The following is a 15,406-nucleotide window of genomic DNA, read 5'->3' as shown; positions in this document are numbered from 1 at the left end:
CCTGGGAGTGCGTCATGAAACTGCTGGTTGTCGAAGATGAAGCCCTGTTGCGCCATCACTTGCAGACCCGCCTGACCGAAAGCGGTCACGTGGTCGAAGCGGTGGGCAATGCTGAAGAGGCGCTGTATCAAGCGGGGCAATTCAACCACGATCTGGCGGTGATCGACCTTGGCCTGCCGGGCATAGGCGGGCTCGACCTGATTCGTCAGCTGCGCGCGCAAAACAAGGCTTTTCCGATTCTGATTCTGACCGCTCGTGGCAATTGGCAGGACAAGGTCGAAGGGCTGGCGGCAGGCGCTGACGACTACGTGGTCAAGCCGTTTCAATTCGAAGAACTGGAAGCGCGCATGAATGCTCTGCTGCGCCGTTCCAGCGGCTTCACCCAGTCGACGATCATTGCCGGGCCGCTGACGCTGGACCTCAATCGCAAGCAAGCGTCCATGCACGAGCAGCCGTTGGCGCTGACCGCTTACGAATACCGGATTCTCGAATACCTCATGCGCCACCATCAGCAGGTGGTGCCGAAAGAGCGCCTGATGGAGCAGTTGTACCCGGACGACGAGGAGCGTGACCCGAATGTGATCGAGGTGCTGGTCGGCCGTCTGCGTCGCAAGCTCGAAGGCGCGGACGGCTTCAAGCCTATCGACACCGTACGAGGCCTGGGTTACCTGTTCACTGAGCGCTGTCGATGATTCGATCGCTCCGCGTCCGGCTGATGCTGGCCGCCGCCACCCTGGCGGTCATCTTCATGTTGTTGATGTTGCCTGCGTTACAGAGCGCCTTCAGCCTGGCGCTCGAAAGCTCCATCGAGAAACGCCTGGCGTCGGACGTCACGACGCTGATTTCCGCTGCCCGGGTCGAAGACGATCGGCTGATGATGCCGACGCTGCTTCCCGGCGAACAATTCAGCCTGCCCGACAGCCGTTTGCTCGGGTACATCTATAACCGGGCCGGCAAGCTGGTCTGGCGTTCTCGCGCCACCGAAGACGAAGCCATCGACTACCAGCCGCGCTACGACGGGCTGGGCACCGAGTTCGCCAAGATCCGTCAGGCGGACGGCGAAGAATTCTTCGTGTATGACGTTGAAATCAAGCTGCTCGGCGGGCGCAACGCGGCCTACAGCATCGTGGCCGTGCAGCCCGTTCGCGAGTATCAACAGACGATTTCCGGCCTGCGCGAGAAGCTGTACCTCGGTTTCGGCGGCGCCTTGCTGGTGTTGCTGATTCTGCTGTGGGTCGGCCTGACGTGGAGCCTCCGGGCGCTCAAGGGCATGAGTCAGGAACTGGACCAGGTCGAAGAGGGCTCGCGGGAAGGTCTCAGTGAAAAGCACCCCAGCGAACTGCTGCGCCTGACCGGCTCCCTCAACCGCCTGCTGCGCAGCGAGCGCGAGCAGCGGACGCGTTACCGCGATTCCCTCGGTGACTTGGCCCACAGCCTGAAAACGCCGCTGGCCGTGTTGCAGGGCGTCAGTGAGAACATCGCCAAGCGCCCGGAAGACCTTGAGCAAGCGCGCATTCTGCAGTCGCAGATCGAGCGCATGAGCCAGCAGATCGGCTATCAATTGCAACGTGCGAGCTTGCGCAAGAGTGGGTTGGTACGCCATCACGTGGCCTTGAAGCCTGTGGTCGAGAGTTTGTGCAACACGCTGGAGAAGGTCTATCGCGACAAGCGGGTCAATGTCACGTTTGACTTGCCGGACGACAGTCAGGTGCAAATGGAGGAAGGCGCGTTGCTGGAAATGCTCGGCAACCTGCTGGAAAACGCCTATCGCCTGTGCCTGGGCGAAGTGCGGGTGAGCTGGCAGCCGTCTGTGATGGGCGATGTCTTGCTCATCGAAGACGACGGTCCCGGTGTGCCGCAGAGCCAGCGTGCCCGGATTCTGGAACGCGGTGAGCGGCTGGACCGGCAGAATCCGGGGCAGGGGATCGGGTTGGCGGTGGTCAAGGACATCATTGAAAGCTACGGCGCGCAGTTGACGTTGGGCGAGTCGAACCTGGGGGGCGCGGCGTTCAGGATTCAGTTTGCGATATGAGCCGCGTCAGACTCCCCTGTAGGAGCGTGGCTTGTCCCGCGACCGGCTGCGCAGCAGTCGTAAACCCTGATGACGGGGCATTCCTGACACGCCGCATCTACCGGCTTTACGACGACTTCGTCGCCGGTCGCGGGACAAGCCACGCTCCTACAGTGGGGTGGGCGGGGCATCAATCCCCCTGCGCGCGATACGCCCCCGGTGTCAGCCCGGTCCACTTCTTGAACGCACGATGAAACGCCGACGGCTCGGAAAAGCCCAATTGCTCGGCGATCTCTTGCAGGGAAAGGTCTGCCTGCCCCAGGTGATAAATCGCCATGTCCCGCCGCAACTCGTCCTTTAATCCCTGAAAGCTCGTGCCTTCTTCTCGGAGGTGGCGGCGCAGGGTCTGGGGGCTGATGTGCAGGTGATCGGCGGCGATTTCCAGGTCTGGCCAGCGTTGGCAGTCCCGGCTTAGCAACCTACGCAACTGACTGCTGAGGCTGTCGCCCTCGTCCGGCCGCGCCAGCAGGTCAGCGGGGGAGCGTTCGAGAAAGCGCTTCAGCGTGCGCTCGTCCTGTAACAGCGGCAGGTCCAGGTAGCGGGCGTGAAAGGTCAGCGCGGTCTGCGGGGCATCGAACTGGATCGGGCAATAGAACAGCAGATCGTATTCGGCGCTGTGGGCGGGGGCGGGGTAGGCGAACGTGGCCTGTTCCAGCCGGATGCGTTGCCCGATCAGCCAACTCGCCAGCCGGTGCCAGATGACCAGCAGCGACTCGCTGAGAAAGTGCGCCGGGTCGCGCAGGCTTGAGTCGTCCAGACACAACCGGACCTCGTCGCTGTCACGTTCCAGGCTCAAGCGTGGGGCGTCCGGAAACAGTCCATAAAACAAGAAGCCCCGCTGCAGCGCCTTGTCCAGCGTGCGGCAGTGAATCACCGCGTGGCACATCATCGCAAAGGTGCCGCGCTTGCTCGGGGCGAGCCCAAACCCCATGAATTCATCGTCCAGCGCCCGCCACACCCCTTGAATCAGACGTGCGAACTGCTCTGGGGCGATCCGCGCCCGAGGCTCGTTCAACAGTTCGGGCTGAATGCCCGCCTGTTCGAGAATCGGCGCGCAATCGAGCTGATAGCGCTGTGCACCTTGCAGCACGGCGCGGGCGAAATGGCTGGCGATGGTTCGATGGCGCATGACAGGCCCGTTGATCTTCACATGGCGAACGGATGAATGGCCGATGGTAGGCAGTGGCAAAGGGATGTCACAAGGCGGATACCCGCCAATGACCGGGCTATTTTGTCGGGAATGGGCGGAAATCCGCCACCGCTGAATCGAATTGTTGGCTACCGTTAACCGAGCAGTCCATGCCGTTCGGGGCTTCCGGTGATTTTTTGAAAGATGGCACGGTGATTGCGATAGAGGGCGCAGAGGTCTGCCGCGCGCAGCTCGACAAAAACAAATCCCTCCGAGCAGGTGGGTTCGCACTTTAGGCGTCGGTGTATCAGGAATGACACGCGCGATGCTCTTGAGGAAACTGCAATGACGACTCGTCAGCCAATCTACAAATCCCTGTATGCCCAGGTGATCGTTGCAATCATCATTGGTATCGCACTCGGTCACTGGTATCCCGAAACTGCCGTTCAGCTCAAACCGTTTGGTGACGCGTTCATCAAACTGATCAAAATGGTCATCGCCCCCATCATCTTCTGCACCGTCGTCAGCGGTATCGCTGGCATGCAGAGCATGAAATCCGTGGGCAAGACCGGCGGTTACGCGCTGCTCTACTTCGAAATCGTTTCGACCATCTCGCTGATCATCGGCCTGGTCGTGGTCAACGTCGTTCAGCCGGGCGCTGGCATGCACATTGACCCTGCCACCTTGGACGCATCGAAAATCGCTTCCTACGTGACTGCGAGTAAGGATCAGACCGTCGTCAACTTCCTGCTCAACGTGATTCCGGGCACCATCGTCGGCGCGTTCGCCAACGGCGATATCCTGCAAGTGCTGATGTTCTCGGTGATCTTCGGTTTCGCCCTGCATCGCCTGGGTGCCTACGGCAAGCCGGTGCTGGACTTCATCGATCGCTTCGCTCACGTCATGTTCAACATCATCAACATGATCATGAAGCTGGCCCCGCTGGGTGCACTGGGCGCCATGGCCTTCACCATCGGCGCTTACGGTGTGAGCTCGCTGGTGCAATTGGGCCAACTGATGCTGTGCTTCTACATCACGTGCCTGCTGTTCGTGCTGGTGGTGCTGGGCGCCATCGCTCGCGCACACGGTTTCAGCGTCCTGAAACTGATCAAGTACATCCGTGAAGAGCTGCTGATCGTGCTGGGTACTTCGTCGTCTGAGTCCGCACTGCCACGCATGCTGATCAAGATGGAGCGTCTGGGCGCGAAGAAATCCGTTGTGGGTCTGGTCATCCCGACCGGCTACTCGTTCAACCTGGACGGTACTTCGATCTACCTGACCATGGCGGCCGTGTTCATCGCTCAAGCGACTGACACCCACATGGACATCACCCACCAGATCACCCTGCTGGCCGTTCTGCTGCTGTCCTCCAAAGGCGCTGCCGGTGTGACCGGTTCGGGCTTCATCGTGCTGGCCGCGACCCTGTCGGCTGTCGGTCACCTGCCGGTGGCCGGTCTGGCGCTGATCCTGGGTATCGACCGCTTCATGTCCGAAGCCCGCGCACTGACCAACCTGGTGGGTAACGCGGTTGCCACCCTGGTAGTTGCCAAGTGGGTGAAAGAGCTGGACGTGCCGCAAATGCAGGCCGAGCTGGCTTCCGGTGGCCGTGCCATCGAAGAAACCCGCCCTGAAGACGACCTGGGCGTGGCCGAAGGCCCTGCTTCGGTAGGCCGTTCGTAATCAGTTAGCCTCGCGCTGAACTGAAAAGCCCGCCCACGGGAAACCGGGGGTGGGCTTTTTGTTGGATGACCGATTCAAAATAATGCGCAATCCCTGTAGGAGCGAATTCATTCGCGAGAGGCCGGTACATTCGATGGGTTTTTGTCGGATGTACAACCGCTTCGCGAATGAATTCGCTCCCACAGGGATTTGCCTCCACAGGGCTGACTTCATTGCCCCATTGAATGCGCCGACCTACGCTGTCCCACATCACTGCTGCCCAGGGAAGCTCGCATGCACGGTCCGCTGTCCTCGCTCAACGTCCTCGATTTCTCCACGCTTCTACCCGGCCCGTTCGCCTCGCTGTTGTTGGCGGACATGGGCGCTGAGGTGTTGCGCATCGAATCCCCGACCCGGCCTGACCTGGTGCGCGTCATGCCGCCTCACGATCAAGGCGTTTCCGCAAGCCACGCCTACCTCAATCGCAACAAGCGCAGCCTGGCGCTGGACCTCAAGCAGCCCGAGGCGGTGGCGGTGGTCAAGCGGCTGGTCGCACAGTACGACATTGTTTTGGAACAGTTTCGTCCCGGCGTCATGGAGCGGCTGGGGCTCGGGTATGAAGCCCTCAAGGCGATCAATCCAAAGCTGATTTACGTCTCGATCACCGGCTACGGGCAGACAGGGCCGTACCGTCAGCGTGCCGGGCACGACATCAATTACCTGGCCATTGCGGGGCTGGCGAGTTACACCGGCCGCAAAGACAGCGGCCCGTTGCCACTGGGCATGCAAGTGGCTGACATTGCGGGCGGGTCGCTGCACGGCGTGATCGGTCTGTTGGCGGCGGTGGTGGCGCGGCAGTACACCGGGTTGGGGCAGTTCGTCGACATCAGCATGACCGACTGCGCCTTCAGCCTGAACGCCCTGGCAGGGGCCGGGGCGCTGGCCGCTAACGTCGAGCCTCAGCCTGAGGGCAACTGGCTCAACGGCGGCGGCTTTTACGACCACTACCGCAGCCGCGACGGGCGCTGGTTTTCGGTCGGCAGCCTGGAGCCTGCCTTTGTGCGAACGCTGTGTGAGACCTTGGGACGGCCGGAACTCGCGAAGCTCGGTTTATCACCCGAAACCGTGGATCATCTGGCCCTCAAACGGGAATTGCAGATCGAATTCGAGCGGCGCGGCTTTGACGAACTTGAGGTGCTATTCGCTGGGGTGGACGCGTGCGTCGAGCCGGTATTGAGCCTGTCCGAGGCCGCGCAGCATCCGCAATTGCAGGCGCGGCAGGTCGTGACGCAGGTGCCTCGGGGCGATGGCACTTCGCAGCCGCAGATGGCCTGCCCGGTGAAGTTTTCCGAAGGCTTGCCCGCGCCCCGGCACATCGGCGTTTCAGTGGGCGCGCACAGCGATCAGGTGTTGCGGGAAGCAGGGTTCAGCGAGCAGGAAATAAGCGCGTTGCGGGAAGCGGGTGCCGTGGCGTGACGGTCATTCCACCCGCGTCTCGCCGCTGAACACCAGAATCTCCCGGCAGCGACGGCACAGATAACGGCGCCCCTTGCGGACCAGCTTGTGCCGCTGCACCGAGAACGGGAAATCGCTTTCCGGGCACGGGCAGCGGTAGATGTAGCGGGTGACGCTGCGCCGCTGGATTTCGTAGGTGTGGCAACGGTTGGGCGGCAGTTCGTACACACCGCGCATGATCAGCTGCCATTCCTCGCCGTGGGGCTGAATGGTGTCGCCGAACAGTTGATGGGCCACCAAGTGCGCGACTTCGTGGGCCACGGTCTGGCGCAGGAAATCTTCGCTGTTTTCGCGGTACAGCTGCGGATTGAATCGCAGCAGGTTTTCATGCAGATGCGCGACACCCGCCTTCTGGCCGCGCAGCTTGAGGCTGACGACAGGGCGTTTGAAGGGGCGTTTGAAAAAATCTTCGGCTTGTTGGTAACAGGATTCGACGCGGGTATTGAGTTGCTCAAGCATGCTTCATCGGTCTCCAGAGGAGGCGAGTATGCCGCAAAGCAGGGGCAGGCCGAAAACTGAAGCTGCCGAATGGTCGTGAATGAGCCGCTAATCTTTGTAGCAGCACGGCTTGCCGGCGTGCGCATACCTGTGGGAGCGAATTCATTCGCGATTGGCCGGTACATCCGATGAAGATTTATCAGCTGTGCCATCGTCTCGCGAATGAATTCGCTTCCACAGGTATCGTGTTTCAGCGAATAAAAGGGCCGACTCCATCAATTCGTGTACTCAGGTCCCACCCCGACACCCCACAGCACCACCGTGAACGCCATGATCGCCACCAGCACCACGAGGCCCACCGCCAGCACGGAACTGGAAAACATGAAGCCTTCGTCCGGGTGAATGTTCATGAACACCGGCAACCCCACGTACAGCAGGTAAACCGTGTAGCAGACCGCCGCCAGGCCGACCATCATCCCCAGCCACATATGAGGGTAGAGCGCGGCGAGTCCGCCGATGAACAGCGGTGTCGCGGTGTAGGTCGCGAAGGCCACGCAGCGGGCGAGGCTGGGGCTGGCGTCGTAGGTACGGGCCATCCAGTGAATGAACCCGCCCATCACCGCCACCCCGGCCAGCATGGCGATGTAGGACATGAGCGTCATCCAGACCGCGCTTTCGCTGGTCAGCATCACCGGCGCACGATTGCCGATGACCCAGCCCACCTGCGTGGTGCCGATGTACGCGGACACGGCAGGGATCGCCGCCAGAATCAGGGTGTGGGTGAGGTACATGTGGCCGATGGTTTCTTCTTCCTCGCCACGTATCTGTTGCCATTCTTGATCGGGGTGTGTGAACAGCCCCAAAACGTGATGGATCATGCCCGTAACTCCTCATCATGGATGCCGTCGCGCCTGATAGCCTGATGCCGTCAGGGCAAGGCCACAATCTCGACAAGGGGAAATGCATGGCTGCGACCTCACTTGGGAGTATAGAAACCTGCAAGCCCCGAAAACCGTGGGCTTTAGAGTAATTGGCGCATTCAAGAGTGCTGCTAATAGCCAGAGGTGATCAATCGCTTGGCGCGGTCGGACGAACGGCATGTACAGGTGTAGGAGTGAGCTTGCTCGCGATGGCGGTTTCAGGGACAAAGATGTGTTAGGCGAACCGCCATCGCGAGCAAGCTCACTCCTACAAGGGACGTGGTGCGCTTGAATTGCACGATCAGCAGGCATTACCAGCCGTAACGTTTATGCGTAAAATACCGGCCCTTTCTTCCCCTACGTCACAGCGAGCGGACCACAGCGCCATGGGCACCCTTTCAGTCAATCAGAACAAACTGCAGAAACGTCTGCGTCGGCTTGCAGGCGAGGCAGTGGCCGATTTCAACATGATTGAAGAGGGCGACAAGGTGATGGTCTGCCTGTCTGGCGGCAAGGACAGCTACACCATGCTCGACGTGCTGCTGCATTTGCAGAAAGTCGCGCCGATCAAGTTCTCCATCGTCGCCGTGAACATGGACCAGAAACAGCCGGGGTTTCCCGAACACGTCCTGCCTGCTTATCTGACAGAGCTGGGCGTCGAGTATCACATCGTCGAGAAAGACACCTACTCGGTCGTGAAGGAGTTGATTCCGGAAGGCAAGACCACCTGCTCGCTGTGTTCGCGCCTGCGTCGCGGCACGCTGTACACCTTCGCGGACGAAATCGGTGCGACCAAAATGGCCCTCGGTCACCACCGCGATGACATCGTCGAGACCTTTTTCCTGAACATGTTCTTCAACGGCACGATCAAGGCCATGCCGCCAAAACTACGCGCCGACGATGGCCGTAACGTGGTGATTCGCCCGCTGGCCTACTGCGCCGAGAAAGATATCCAGGCCTATTCGGACATGAAGCAATTCCCGATCATCCCGTGCAACCTGTGCGGCTCGCAGGAAAACCTGCAACGCCAAGTGGTCAAGGACATGCTTCAGGAATGGGACCGCAAGACCCCGGGCCGTTCGGAAATGATCTTCCGCAGCCTGCAAAATGTGGTGCCGTCGCAACTGGCGGACCGCAACCTGTTCGACTTCACGAGCCTGAAGATCGACGAGACCGCCGCGTCGCGGTTTGTGAATGTGGTGAATATCTAGGCAGCACCGAAAATCCCTTTGTAGGAGTGAGCTTGCTCGCGATTAACATTTGTCAGACTCAAATACTTACCTGACACACCGCTATCGCGAGCAAGCTCACTCCTACAGGGGGCGGTTGAGGTCAAATCCGCCGTATTAAAGCCCCACCTCCGGCAACACCGGCTTGTTCGCCAACGCCGTCTTCATCAGCCCCTCCACGTACTCACGATCGCTGTCCGGCAGCGCCAGGCGCGGTGGGCGGGTGAGGGCGCTGCCGCGTTGCATGATGGCTTCGCACAGCTTGATGCACTGCACCAGGTCCGGGCGTGCATCCAGGTGCAACAGCGGCATGAACCACTCGTAAAGTGCCATTGCCTCTGCGAAACGCCCGGCCTTGGCCAAACGGAACAGGGTTTCACCCTCTTTCGGAAAGGCGTTGGACATGCCCGACACCCAGCCCACCGCGCCCACGGCAACACTTTCTACCAGCACGTCATCCAGCCCGGCGAACAGCACAAAGCGGTCGCCCACCTCGTTGCGCACGTCGATAAAACGGTTGGTGTTACCCGACGAATCCTTGAAGCAGACGATGTTGTCGCAGTCGGCCAGGGAAATCAGGATGTCCGGGGTTACATCGTTCTTATAAATGGGCGGGTTGTTGTAGACCATCATCGGCAGGTCGCAGGCGGACGCGACGGTGCGGAAATGCGCGGCGGTCTCGAAGGGCTTCGAGGAATACACCAGCGCGGGCATCAGCATGATCCCGTCGGCCCCGGCCTTCTGCACGTCTTTTGCCACGATGCTGGCGTTGGCGCTGGTGAACTCGGCAATCCCGGAAATCACCGGCACCCGACCCGCCGAAGCGTCTTTCGCGGCTTCGACCAGGCTGATCTTTTCCGACACGCTGAGGGAGGTGTTCTCACCCACCGTGCCGCAGATAACCAACCCCGACACCCCATCGCGTACCAGGTTGGCAATAACCTTGTGGGTTGCCTCCAGGTTGAGGGAAAAATCTTCGTTGAACTGTGTGGTGACGGCAGGGAAGACACCGTTCCAGGATACGGATTGACTCATGACAGACTCCTTTTTCGGGATGGAAAGTATTTCGTATACGTTCTAGTTTGGGCACATTGCGCCCGTTTAATGCGTTTATAGGTAGGAGCGTGGCTCGTCCCGCGATCGGCGACAACGTCGTCGTAAAACCTGCATGCGCGGTGTGTCAGATGGCTCGCGTTTGCAGGGTTTGCTGCCGGTTCCCGGCACATCGCGGGACAAGCCACGCTCCTACAGGTATTGCGTGTTTCTTCAAATCACAACTTCAACCCCACCGGCCAGGTGTCGGTCAGCTTGTAACCCTCCGGCCACGGGTCGCTCGGGTCGAGCATGTGTTGATGGGTCCCTGTTATCCACGCACGCCCCGACAGGCTCGGGACGATTGCAGGTCGTCCGGCGACTTCGGTCACGCGCTGAATCTTGCAATGAAACTCCGAGCCGATGATCGAGCGGCCAATGAAGCGTTCGCCCACCTTCAGTTGACCCTTGGCATGCAGCACCGCCAGTCGCGCTGAACATCCCGTGCCACAGGGCGAGCGGTCGATCTTGCCGGGGCGGATCACCACCGCATTGGCGGCATTGGCCACGCCACCGTCGTAGTTCACGGGCGCGGCGATCTGGCAGAAGGAAATGTGATTCCAGTCCTTGTTCAGCGGGTGGGTGAAACCCAGTTGTTCGTTGGCGGCCTTCGTTATTTTGAGGCCGGTTTCCACCAGGTCCTTGGCCTCGTCGGCGGTCAGCGAAAAGCCCAGTTTCGTCGAGTCAACAATGGCGAAACTGTCGCCGCCATAGGCGGTGTCGACCTGAATCGACCCCAGCCCCGGCACCTCGATCCACACGTCGAGCTGATCGGCGAAGGAGGGGTGGTTGTGCACCTCGACGCTCTGCACCTTGCCGTCACGGCATTGGGCAATGGCTTCGATCAGCCCGCCCGGCGCTTCCAGAATCAGGCGGGTTTCCGGCTCGGTCATCGGCAGGATGCCGCTGTCCAGCAGCACGGTCGCGACGCACAGCGAGTTGGAGCCGGACATCGGCGGCACGTCGGCGGGTTCCATGATAATCCAGCCCATTTGCGCCTTCGGGTTCTTGGGCGGCACCAGCAGGTTGACGTGACGGAACACCCCGCCGCGCGGCTCGTTGAGCACGAAGTTGCGCAGTACGTTGTCCTTCTCGATCCAGCGCGACTGCTCCCAGATCGTATCGCCCGGTGGTGGGGCGACTCCGCCGACGATGACGTCGCCGACTTCACCTTCGGCGTGACAACTGACCACGTGAATCACTTTCGATGAGCGCATGCTTTAAAGCCCTCCTGTCGAACTCGGTTGGTCTGACGAAACTGCACAACCTGTGGGAGCGAATTCATTCGCGAATAAAAGGTACAGACGATATTTTTGTGTCGGCTGTACCGGCCAATCGCGAATGAATTCGCTCCCACAGTTTTGATCTCCACAGACCTGAACCTTCTGGTCAGGCCGGGTAGATCCCACTCTTGCAGCCCTCAGCTTTTCTAATTAATCGACCGCAAAAAATCCGCCGTCTCGGGCCGTTGCGGGTTGCCAATCACCTGATCCGGCGTGCCGATTTCATGCACCAGGCCATTGCGGAAAAACGCCACACGGTCCGACACATCGCGGGCGAACCGAATCTCGTGAGTCACCAGAATCATCGTCATGCCGTCTTCGGCGAGCATGCGCATGGTGTCCAGCACTTCGCCGACCAACTGCGGGTCGAGGGCCGAGGTGGCCTCGTCGAACAGCATGTAATTCGGCGACATCGCCAGCGCCCGGGCAATCGCCATGCGCTGTTGCTGGCCACCGGAAAGCTTGCCGGGGAAGACTTTGAGCTTGTCGCCCAGGCCCACGTGTTTCAGCTGCTTGACTGCCAGCGCCTCGGCTTCTTCCTTGCTTTTGCCCAGCACGGTGCGCGGGGCGAGCATCACGTTTTCCAGCACGGTCAGGTGGGGGAAGGCGTTCCACTGCTGAAAGACGATGCCGATCTTCTGCCGCAGCTTGTTGATGTCGGTGCTCTTGGCGTGCACTTCGGTGCCGTCCACGCGAATGCTGCCGCTTTTGATCGACTCCAGGCCGTTGATGCACATCAGCAGCGTCGATTTACCCGAACCCGAGCCGCCGATGATCGACACCACTTCGCCTTTCTCCACCTGCAGGCTCACGCCCTTGATGACTTCAAGCTCGCCAAAGGATTTGTGTACGTTGTCGATCTCAATCATTTTCCTGCCACCTCGTTTCCAGGCGCGCACCCAGGCGGGCGATCACCAGACTCATGACGTAGTAAATGAGGCCTGCGATGCACAGCACCAGCAGCGGTTCTTGAATGCGCGTGACGATGGTCTGCGAGGCGCGCAGCAGTTCGACGATGCCGATCCACATCACCAGCGCGGTGTCTTTCATCACCGACAGCAACAGGTTGACCCAACCCGGAAACGCCACGCGGGTCGCCATCGGCATGACGATCTGGCGCAGGTCCTGCCAGTAGCTCAGGCCCAGCGAACGACTGGCGCGGCGTAGCGTGAGCGGGACCGACAGCACACCGCTGCGGACGATTTCGGTGCAGTACGCGGTGACGTAAAGACCGAGCACGATGCACGCGACGGTGAAGGCGCTCCAGTTAAGCCCGGCAATGCTTTTCAGTGCATTGAACAACACGAACTGGATCAGCAACGGCACGCTGCGAAACACGTCGAGCAGCCACGCCAATGGAATCGTGCTGCGTGGCAGCAACGCCCGGGCCATGCCGCAGACGACCCCGGCGAGGGTGCCGATAAGCATCGAGACAATGGTGAGCAGGATCGTGATCCACGCCCCTTGCAGCATGAATTGCAGATCGCCCCAACTGAATGTGCTGTTGAACATGGTCGATCCCTCAATACCGGAACAGGCGCCATGACAGCAGCCGCGCCACGGCCACGATCAGTTTGGCGATCAGGTAATACAGCACCGCCGCAATAGCGAAGAACTCGAAGGTGCGGAAGGTCTTGACGTTGTAGTCCTGGGTGACACCGGTGAGGTCATTGTTCAGGCCAACAATTACCCCCATGGACGTCATCAGTACGGCCCAGACCATCTGGTTGGTCAGCGGGTAGTAGACGATGCGCAGCAATTGCGGGATGACGATCAGCCGGTAGGCCTGGGGTGCGCTCATGCCCAGCGAGCGGGCGGCGCGCAATTGGGTATCCGGCACGGCCTTCAAACCGCCACGGAAGTTTTCCGCCAGATAACCCGCGTTATTAATGGTGATCCCCGCCAGCAGCGCAACCCACGAACTCACGTGCAAGCCGAACGAGCCCAGACCGAAGTAGAGGATGTACACCTGAAACAGCGACGGGGTGTTGCGGGCAATCGAGATCCAGGTCGCGGCAAAGCCCCGGAATATCGGGTTTTTGCCCTGACGCATGAACACCAGAAACAGCGCGATGGTGACCCCGAGAATCATCGACAGAGCCGCCGTCTGGAAGGTGACGACAGCGCCGTCGAGCATGTCCGGCAAGGCTTTGAACGCGGCGCGCCAGTGGAAGTTGTAATCAAACATGCGGCAGCGCCTCCGCCTTTTCGGCAGCGTGCAGCCAGACCGGCAAGCGTCCGCCGGCCAGGCCCGTGCAAGCGCTTTCGACACACTCGGCCAGGCTGGCGAAGTGCACGCGACGCCCCACCAGACCCGGTGCGTAGTGCGCGTATTTGCCGGAGTTGGTCATCAGGTTGCGAGCTTTCGGAGGAATCACCGGTTCACCGAGCATGCACCAGCAGGTGTCGGTCACGAACTGCACGCCGAAGGTCTCCAGCGTCGCTACATGGCCTGCCTGTTGTGCACGTTCGAGGGTCGCCCGGCCGCAAGTGATGACTACGGCGATGCTGTCGAGCTTGCGCCGGCCTTGGCAAAGGCGGGCGAGGGTGGCGCATTCGCTCAGGGAGAAATGCGGATTGCCCAACGTGACAGCGTCCACCTCGGGGCTTTGTGCGCTGTTCAGTTCGCGCCAGCTGTGCAGCAGGTCGAGGTCGCTGATGCTGAATGCCTTGTCTGGCGGATGTCCGCCAAGGGCCAGTTCAACGGTGGCCGCTTCCGGGGTCACGCCCGCGATATGAAACATCGGTGCAGCGGAGGTGGTGGCGAAGGCCGCGCCGAAGGCTTTCAGGTCGTCGAGGGTCGGCGCCTTGTGTTCCAGGCCGCAGATGACCGGGATGTTGGCGCCGCAGAGCAGACCGATGTGATAGCCGAGCAACGGGTAGAAACTGTCGTCCAGCTCGCCGACATCGGGCACGTCGATGCGCAGCGTGGCCAACCGTTGTTGCGTCAGGTGACAGCCGATTTTTGGCGCACGGCCAGTGAGGGCGATGCAGATGTCGAGGTAATCCGGGTATTTCAGAGTGCGCGCGCCGATCACGCTATTCGCGTAGACGACCGCGTTGGATTCGGCCCAGACGATTTGCTCGCCCAGCTCCGGCGCGCTGTCCAGCAGGTAGGGTGCGCAGGTGAAACTGACGCGGGCGCCCATGTCCAGATAGGCGTCGCCCAGTTGGCTGGACGGCTCGCCCAGCGCCGGGTCCACGCCCAGCTCGCGCCAGCGGCGCTTGTCCACGGAGATGGAGTTGAGGGTGGTCGGAACGCGGACTTTCGCGTCCCAGTCCACCAGTTGCCGGGCGAAGCGCAGGCTGGCAGGACCGGTGTAAATGCAGCCGTCGATGTGCGCCTGGGTGATGTCCAGCAATTCGGTCGCGCCTTGCAGCTCGGCCATGCGCAGGATGATGCCCATCGCCACTTGCGCAGCCTTGCCGTAGGCGCCGTCGAGAAAGCCCTGGTCCATTTCGGTCAGGGTGATCTTGCTGTGCAGCGCGGTTTTCTGGACGGGCGAACGGGGTGCCATTGCAGGCGGAGCACTGTCGAAAGCGGTAACACGCGCGTCTTCTACGCGCAGGAATTTCACCTCACGCAAGGCCTCAAAACCCGCTTCGCCGAGGCTGATGACCGGGATCGAATGCCCGAACATCTGCTCGGCGACCAGCACGCCGAGGGTCAGAATGTCCTCGACCCGTTCGAACACTAACGCGGCGGGGGCATGGCCGTTGAGGATCAGTTCCAGCAACACGCTGCTGCCGGTGCACGACCCGCGCCCGCTGGGAATCGCCAGCACTTTGCCAGTGATGATTTGGCCGCTGAGGGGGTGATGCCGGTCGATCACCTCACCGGTAAACGGCTCGACCCCGCCCCAGAAACTCAGGCCCATGTCGGCGTACAACAACGCGCCTTGGGCACTGCCTGCCACCAGACACCGACCGTTCAACGAAACTTCAGACATCGTGGGCTCCTAAGAAGGGATGGGCCACCGGAGTATTGCGGCGAATCATCAATCCTTGGGAGCGAATTCATTCGCGAAAAAAGGGCACAGACGATATTTCTGCGTCTGCTGTACCGGCCT

General features: G+C 60.8%; 14 protein-coding genes. 5 read left to right on the top strand and 9 right to left on the bottom strand.

Translation table 11 applies throughout. The annotated features are described in order from the left end of the window. Positions 1 to 14: 14 nt before the first annotated feature. Both ACWKWE_RS07110 and ACWKWE_RS07105 read left to right on the top strand, forming a co-directional pair. Entirely contained in the window at positions 15 to 692 is a 678-nt protein-coding gene (locus tag ACWKWE_RS07110; protein WP_483850101.1) for a response regulator, read from the top strand. Further along, on the top strand, positions 689 to 2,032 hold the full coding sequence (locus ACWKWE_RS07105) for an ATP-binding protein (RefSeq protein ID WP_166597641.1): 1,344 nt from the start codon (positions 689 to 691) through the stop codon (positions 2,030 to 2,032). The genes ACWKWE_RS07110 and ACWKWE_RS07105 overlap by 4 nt, the downstream gene beginning before the upstream one ends. Positions 2,033 to 2,201: 169 nt before the next feature. Here the strand turns inward: ACWKWE_RS07105 and ACWKWE_RS07100 are convergent, their stop codons facing one another. Next, the gene (locus ACWKWE_RS07100) at positions 2,202 to 3,200 is read right to left on the bottom strand and encodes an AraC family transcriptional regulator (RefSeq protein WP_483850100.1); all 999 of its coding nucleotides are present in this window, start codon (positions 3,198 to 3,200) and stop codon (positions 2,202 to 2,204) included. A 345-nt stretch (positions 3,201 to 3,545) separates the two neighbouring features. On the opposite strand from ACWKWE_RS07100, the gene ACWKWE_RS07095 reads away from it, so the two are divergent. Together ACWKWE_RS07095 and ACWKWE_RS07090 are read left to right on the top strand one after the other, a co-directional pair. Further along, entirely contained in the window at positions 3,546 to 4,880 is a 1,335-nt protein-coding gene (locus ACWKWE_RS07095) for a dicarboxylate/amino acid:cation symporter (protein WP_166597643.1), read from the top strand. A 273-nt stretch (positions 4,881 to 5,153) separates the two neighbouring features. Next, complete coding sequence (locus ACWKWE_RS07090; RefSeq protein ID WP_483850099.1) at positions 5,154 to 6,335, top strand: CaiB/BaiF CoA transferase family protein; 1,182 nt, start codon at positions 5,154 to 5,156, stop codon at positions 6,333 to 6,335. Between the two features lie 3 nt (positions 6,336 to 6,338). On the opposite strand, the gene ACWKWE_RS07085 is transcribed toward ACWKWE_RS07090, so the two are convergent. Continuing rightward, a complete protein-coding gene (locus ACWKWE_RS07085) occupies positions 6,339 to 6,833 on the bottom strand; it encodes a SprT family zinc-dependent metalloprotease (protein ID WP_341962992.1) in 495 nt (164 codons plus the stop codon). 254 nt (positions 6,834 to 7,087) lie between these two features. Further along, positions 7,088 to 7,690, bottom strand: a complete 603-nt coding sequence (locus tag ACWKWE_RS07080; RefSeq protein WP_166596598.1) for a Yip1 family protein — start codon at positions 7,688 to 7,690, stop codon at positions 7,088 to 7,090. A 428-nt stretch (positions 7,691 to 8,118) separates the two neighbouring features. Between ACWKWE_RS07080 and ttcA the strand changes: the two genes are divergently transcribed. After that, positions 8,119 to 8,943, top strand: coding sequence for a tRNA 2-thiocytidine(32) synthetase TtcA (gene ttcA / locus ACWKWE_RS07075; protein WP_483850098.1), 825 nt, complete (start codon positions 8,119 to 8,121; stop codon positions 8,941 to 8,943). 135 nt (positions 8,944 to 9,078) lie between these two features. Here the strand turns inward: ttcA and ACWKWE_RS07070 are convergent, their stop codons facing one another. The 6 genes from ACWKWE_RS07070 to lhpI all read right to left on the bottom strand — a co-directional run bounded on the left by ACWKWE_RS07070 (position 9,079) and on the right by lhpI (position 15,286). Beyond that, positions 9,079 to 9,996 (bottom strand): dihydrodipicolinate synthase family protein, encoded by a 918-nt coding sequence (locus ACWKWE_RS07070; protein WP_166596600.1) that lies wholly within the window; start codon positions 9,994 to 9,996, stop codon positions 9,079 to 9,081. 236 nt (positions 9,997 to 10,232) lie between these two features. Beyond that, positions 10,233 to 11,270 (bottom strand): trans-3-hydroxy-L-proline dehydratase, encoded by a 1,038-nt coding sequence (locus ACWKWE_RS07065; protein ID WP_483850097.1) that lies wholly within the window; start codon positions 11,268 to 11,270, stop codon positions 10,233 to 10,235. Between the two features lie 212 nt (positions 11,271 to 11,482). Beyond that, a complete protein-coding gene (locus tag ACWKWE_RS07060; protein ID WP_166596602.1) occupies positions 11,483 to 12,205 on the bottom strand; it encodes an amino acid ABC transporter ATP-binding protein in 723 nt (240 codons plus the stop codon). Further along, complete coding sequence (locus ACWKWE_RS07055; protein ID WP_483850096.1) at positions 12,198 to 12,848, bottom strand: amino acid ABC transporter permease; 651 nt, start codon at positions 12,846 to 12,848, stop codon at positions 12,198 to 12,200. The genes ACWKWE_RS07060 and ACWKWE_RS07055 overlap by 8 nt, the downstream gene beginning before the upstream one ends. 10 nt (positions 12,849 to 12,858) lie before the next feature. After that, the gene (locus ACWKWE_RS07050) at positions 12,859 to 13,524 is read right to left on the bottom strand and encodes an amino acid ABC transporter permease (protein ID WP_166596604.1); all 666 of its coding nucleotides are present in this window, start codon (positions 13,522 to 13,524) and stop codon (positions 12,859 to 12,861) included. After that, positions 13,517 to 15,286, bottom strand: coding sequence for a cis-3-hydroxy-L-proline dehydratase (gene lhpI / locus ACWKWE_RS07045; protein ID WP_483850095.1), 1,770 nt, complete (start codon positions 15,284 to 15,286; stop codon positions 13,517 to 13,519). The genes ACWKWE_RS07050 and lhpI overlap by 8 nt, the downstream gene beginning before the upstream one ends. Positions 15,287 to 15,406 lie beyond the last annotated feature (120 nt).

The organism is Pseudomonas salicis (genome assembly GCF_057128705.1).
The sequence above is the reverse complement of the archived record's forward strand: the minus strand, read 5'-3'. Positions and strand labels throughout refer to the sequence as shown.

Excerpts from the sequence above, each read along its gene's own strand:
- ACWKWE_RS07090 (WP_483850099.1), top strand. The coding sequence starts at position 5,154 with ATGCACGGTCCGCTGTCCTCGCTCAACGTCCTCGATTTCTCCACGCTT.
- lhpI (WP_483850095.1), bottom strand. The coding sequence starts at position 15,286 with ATGTCTGAAGTTTCGTTGAACGGTCGGTGTCTGGTGGCAGGCAGTGCC.
- ttcA (WP_483850098.1), top strand. The coding sequence starts at position 8,119 with ATGGGCACCCTTTCAGTCAATCAGAACAAACTGCAGAAACGTCTGCGT.
- ACWKWE_RS07050 (WP_166596604.1), bottom strand. The coding sequence starts at position 13,524 with ATGTTTGATTACAACTTCCACTGGCGCGCCGCGTTCAAAGCCTTGCCG.
- ACWKWE_RS07070 (WP_166596600.1), bottom strand. The coding sequence starts at position 9,996 with ATGAGTCAATCCGTATCCTGGAACGGTGTCTTCCCTGCCGTCACCACA.
- ACWKWE_RS07055 (WP_483850096.1), bottom strand. The coding sequence starts at position 12,848 with ATGTTCAACAGCACATTCAGTTGGGGCGATCTGCAATTCATGCTGCAA.
- ACWKWE_RS07085 (WP_341962992.1), bottom strand. The coding sequence starts at position 6,833 with ATGCTTGAGCAACTCAATACCCGCGTCGAATCCTGTTACCAACAAGCC.
- ACWKWE_RS07105 (WP_166597641.1), top strand. The coding sequence starts at position 689 with ATGATTCGATCGCTCCGCGTCCGGCTGATGCTGGCCGCCGCCACCCTG.
- ACWKWE_RS07095 (WP_166597643.1), top strand. The coding sequence starts at position 3,546 with ATGACGACTCGTCAGCCAATCTACAAATCCCTGTATGCCCAGGTGATC.
- ACWKWE_RS07060 (WP_166596602.1), bottom strand. The coding sequence starts at position 12,205 with ATGATTGAGATCGACAACGTACACAAATCCTTTGGCGAGCTTGAAGTC.
- ACWKWE_RS07065 (WP_483850097.1), bottom strand. The coding sequence starts at position 11,270 with ATGCGCTCATCGAAAGTGATTCACGTGGTCAGTTGTCACGCCGAAGGT.
- ACWKWE_RS07100 (WP_483850100.1), bottom strand. The coding sequence starts at position 3,200 with ATGCGCCATCGAACCATCGCCAGCCATTTCGCCCGCGCCGTGCTGCAA.
- ACWKWE_RS07080 (WP_166596598.1), bottom strand. The coding sequence starts at position 7,690 with ATGATCCATCACGTTTTGGGGCTGTTCACACACCCCGATCAAGAATGG.
- ACWKWE_RS07110 (WP_483850101.1), top strand. The coding sequence starts at position 15 with ATGAAACTGCTGGTTGTCGAAGATGAAGCCCTGTTGCGCCATCACTTG.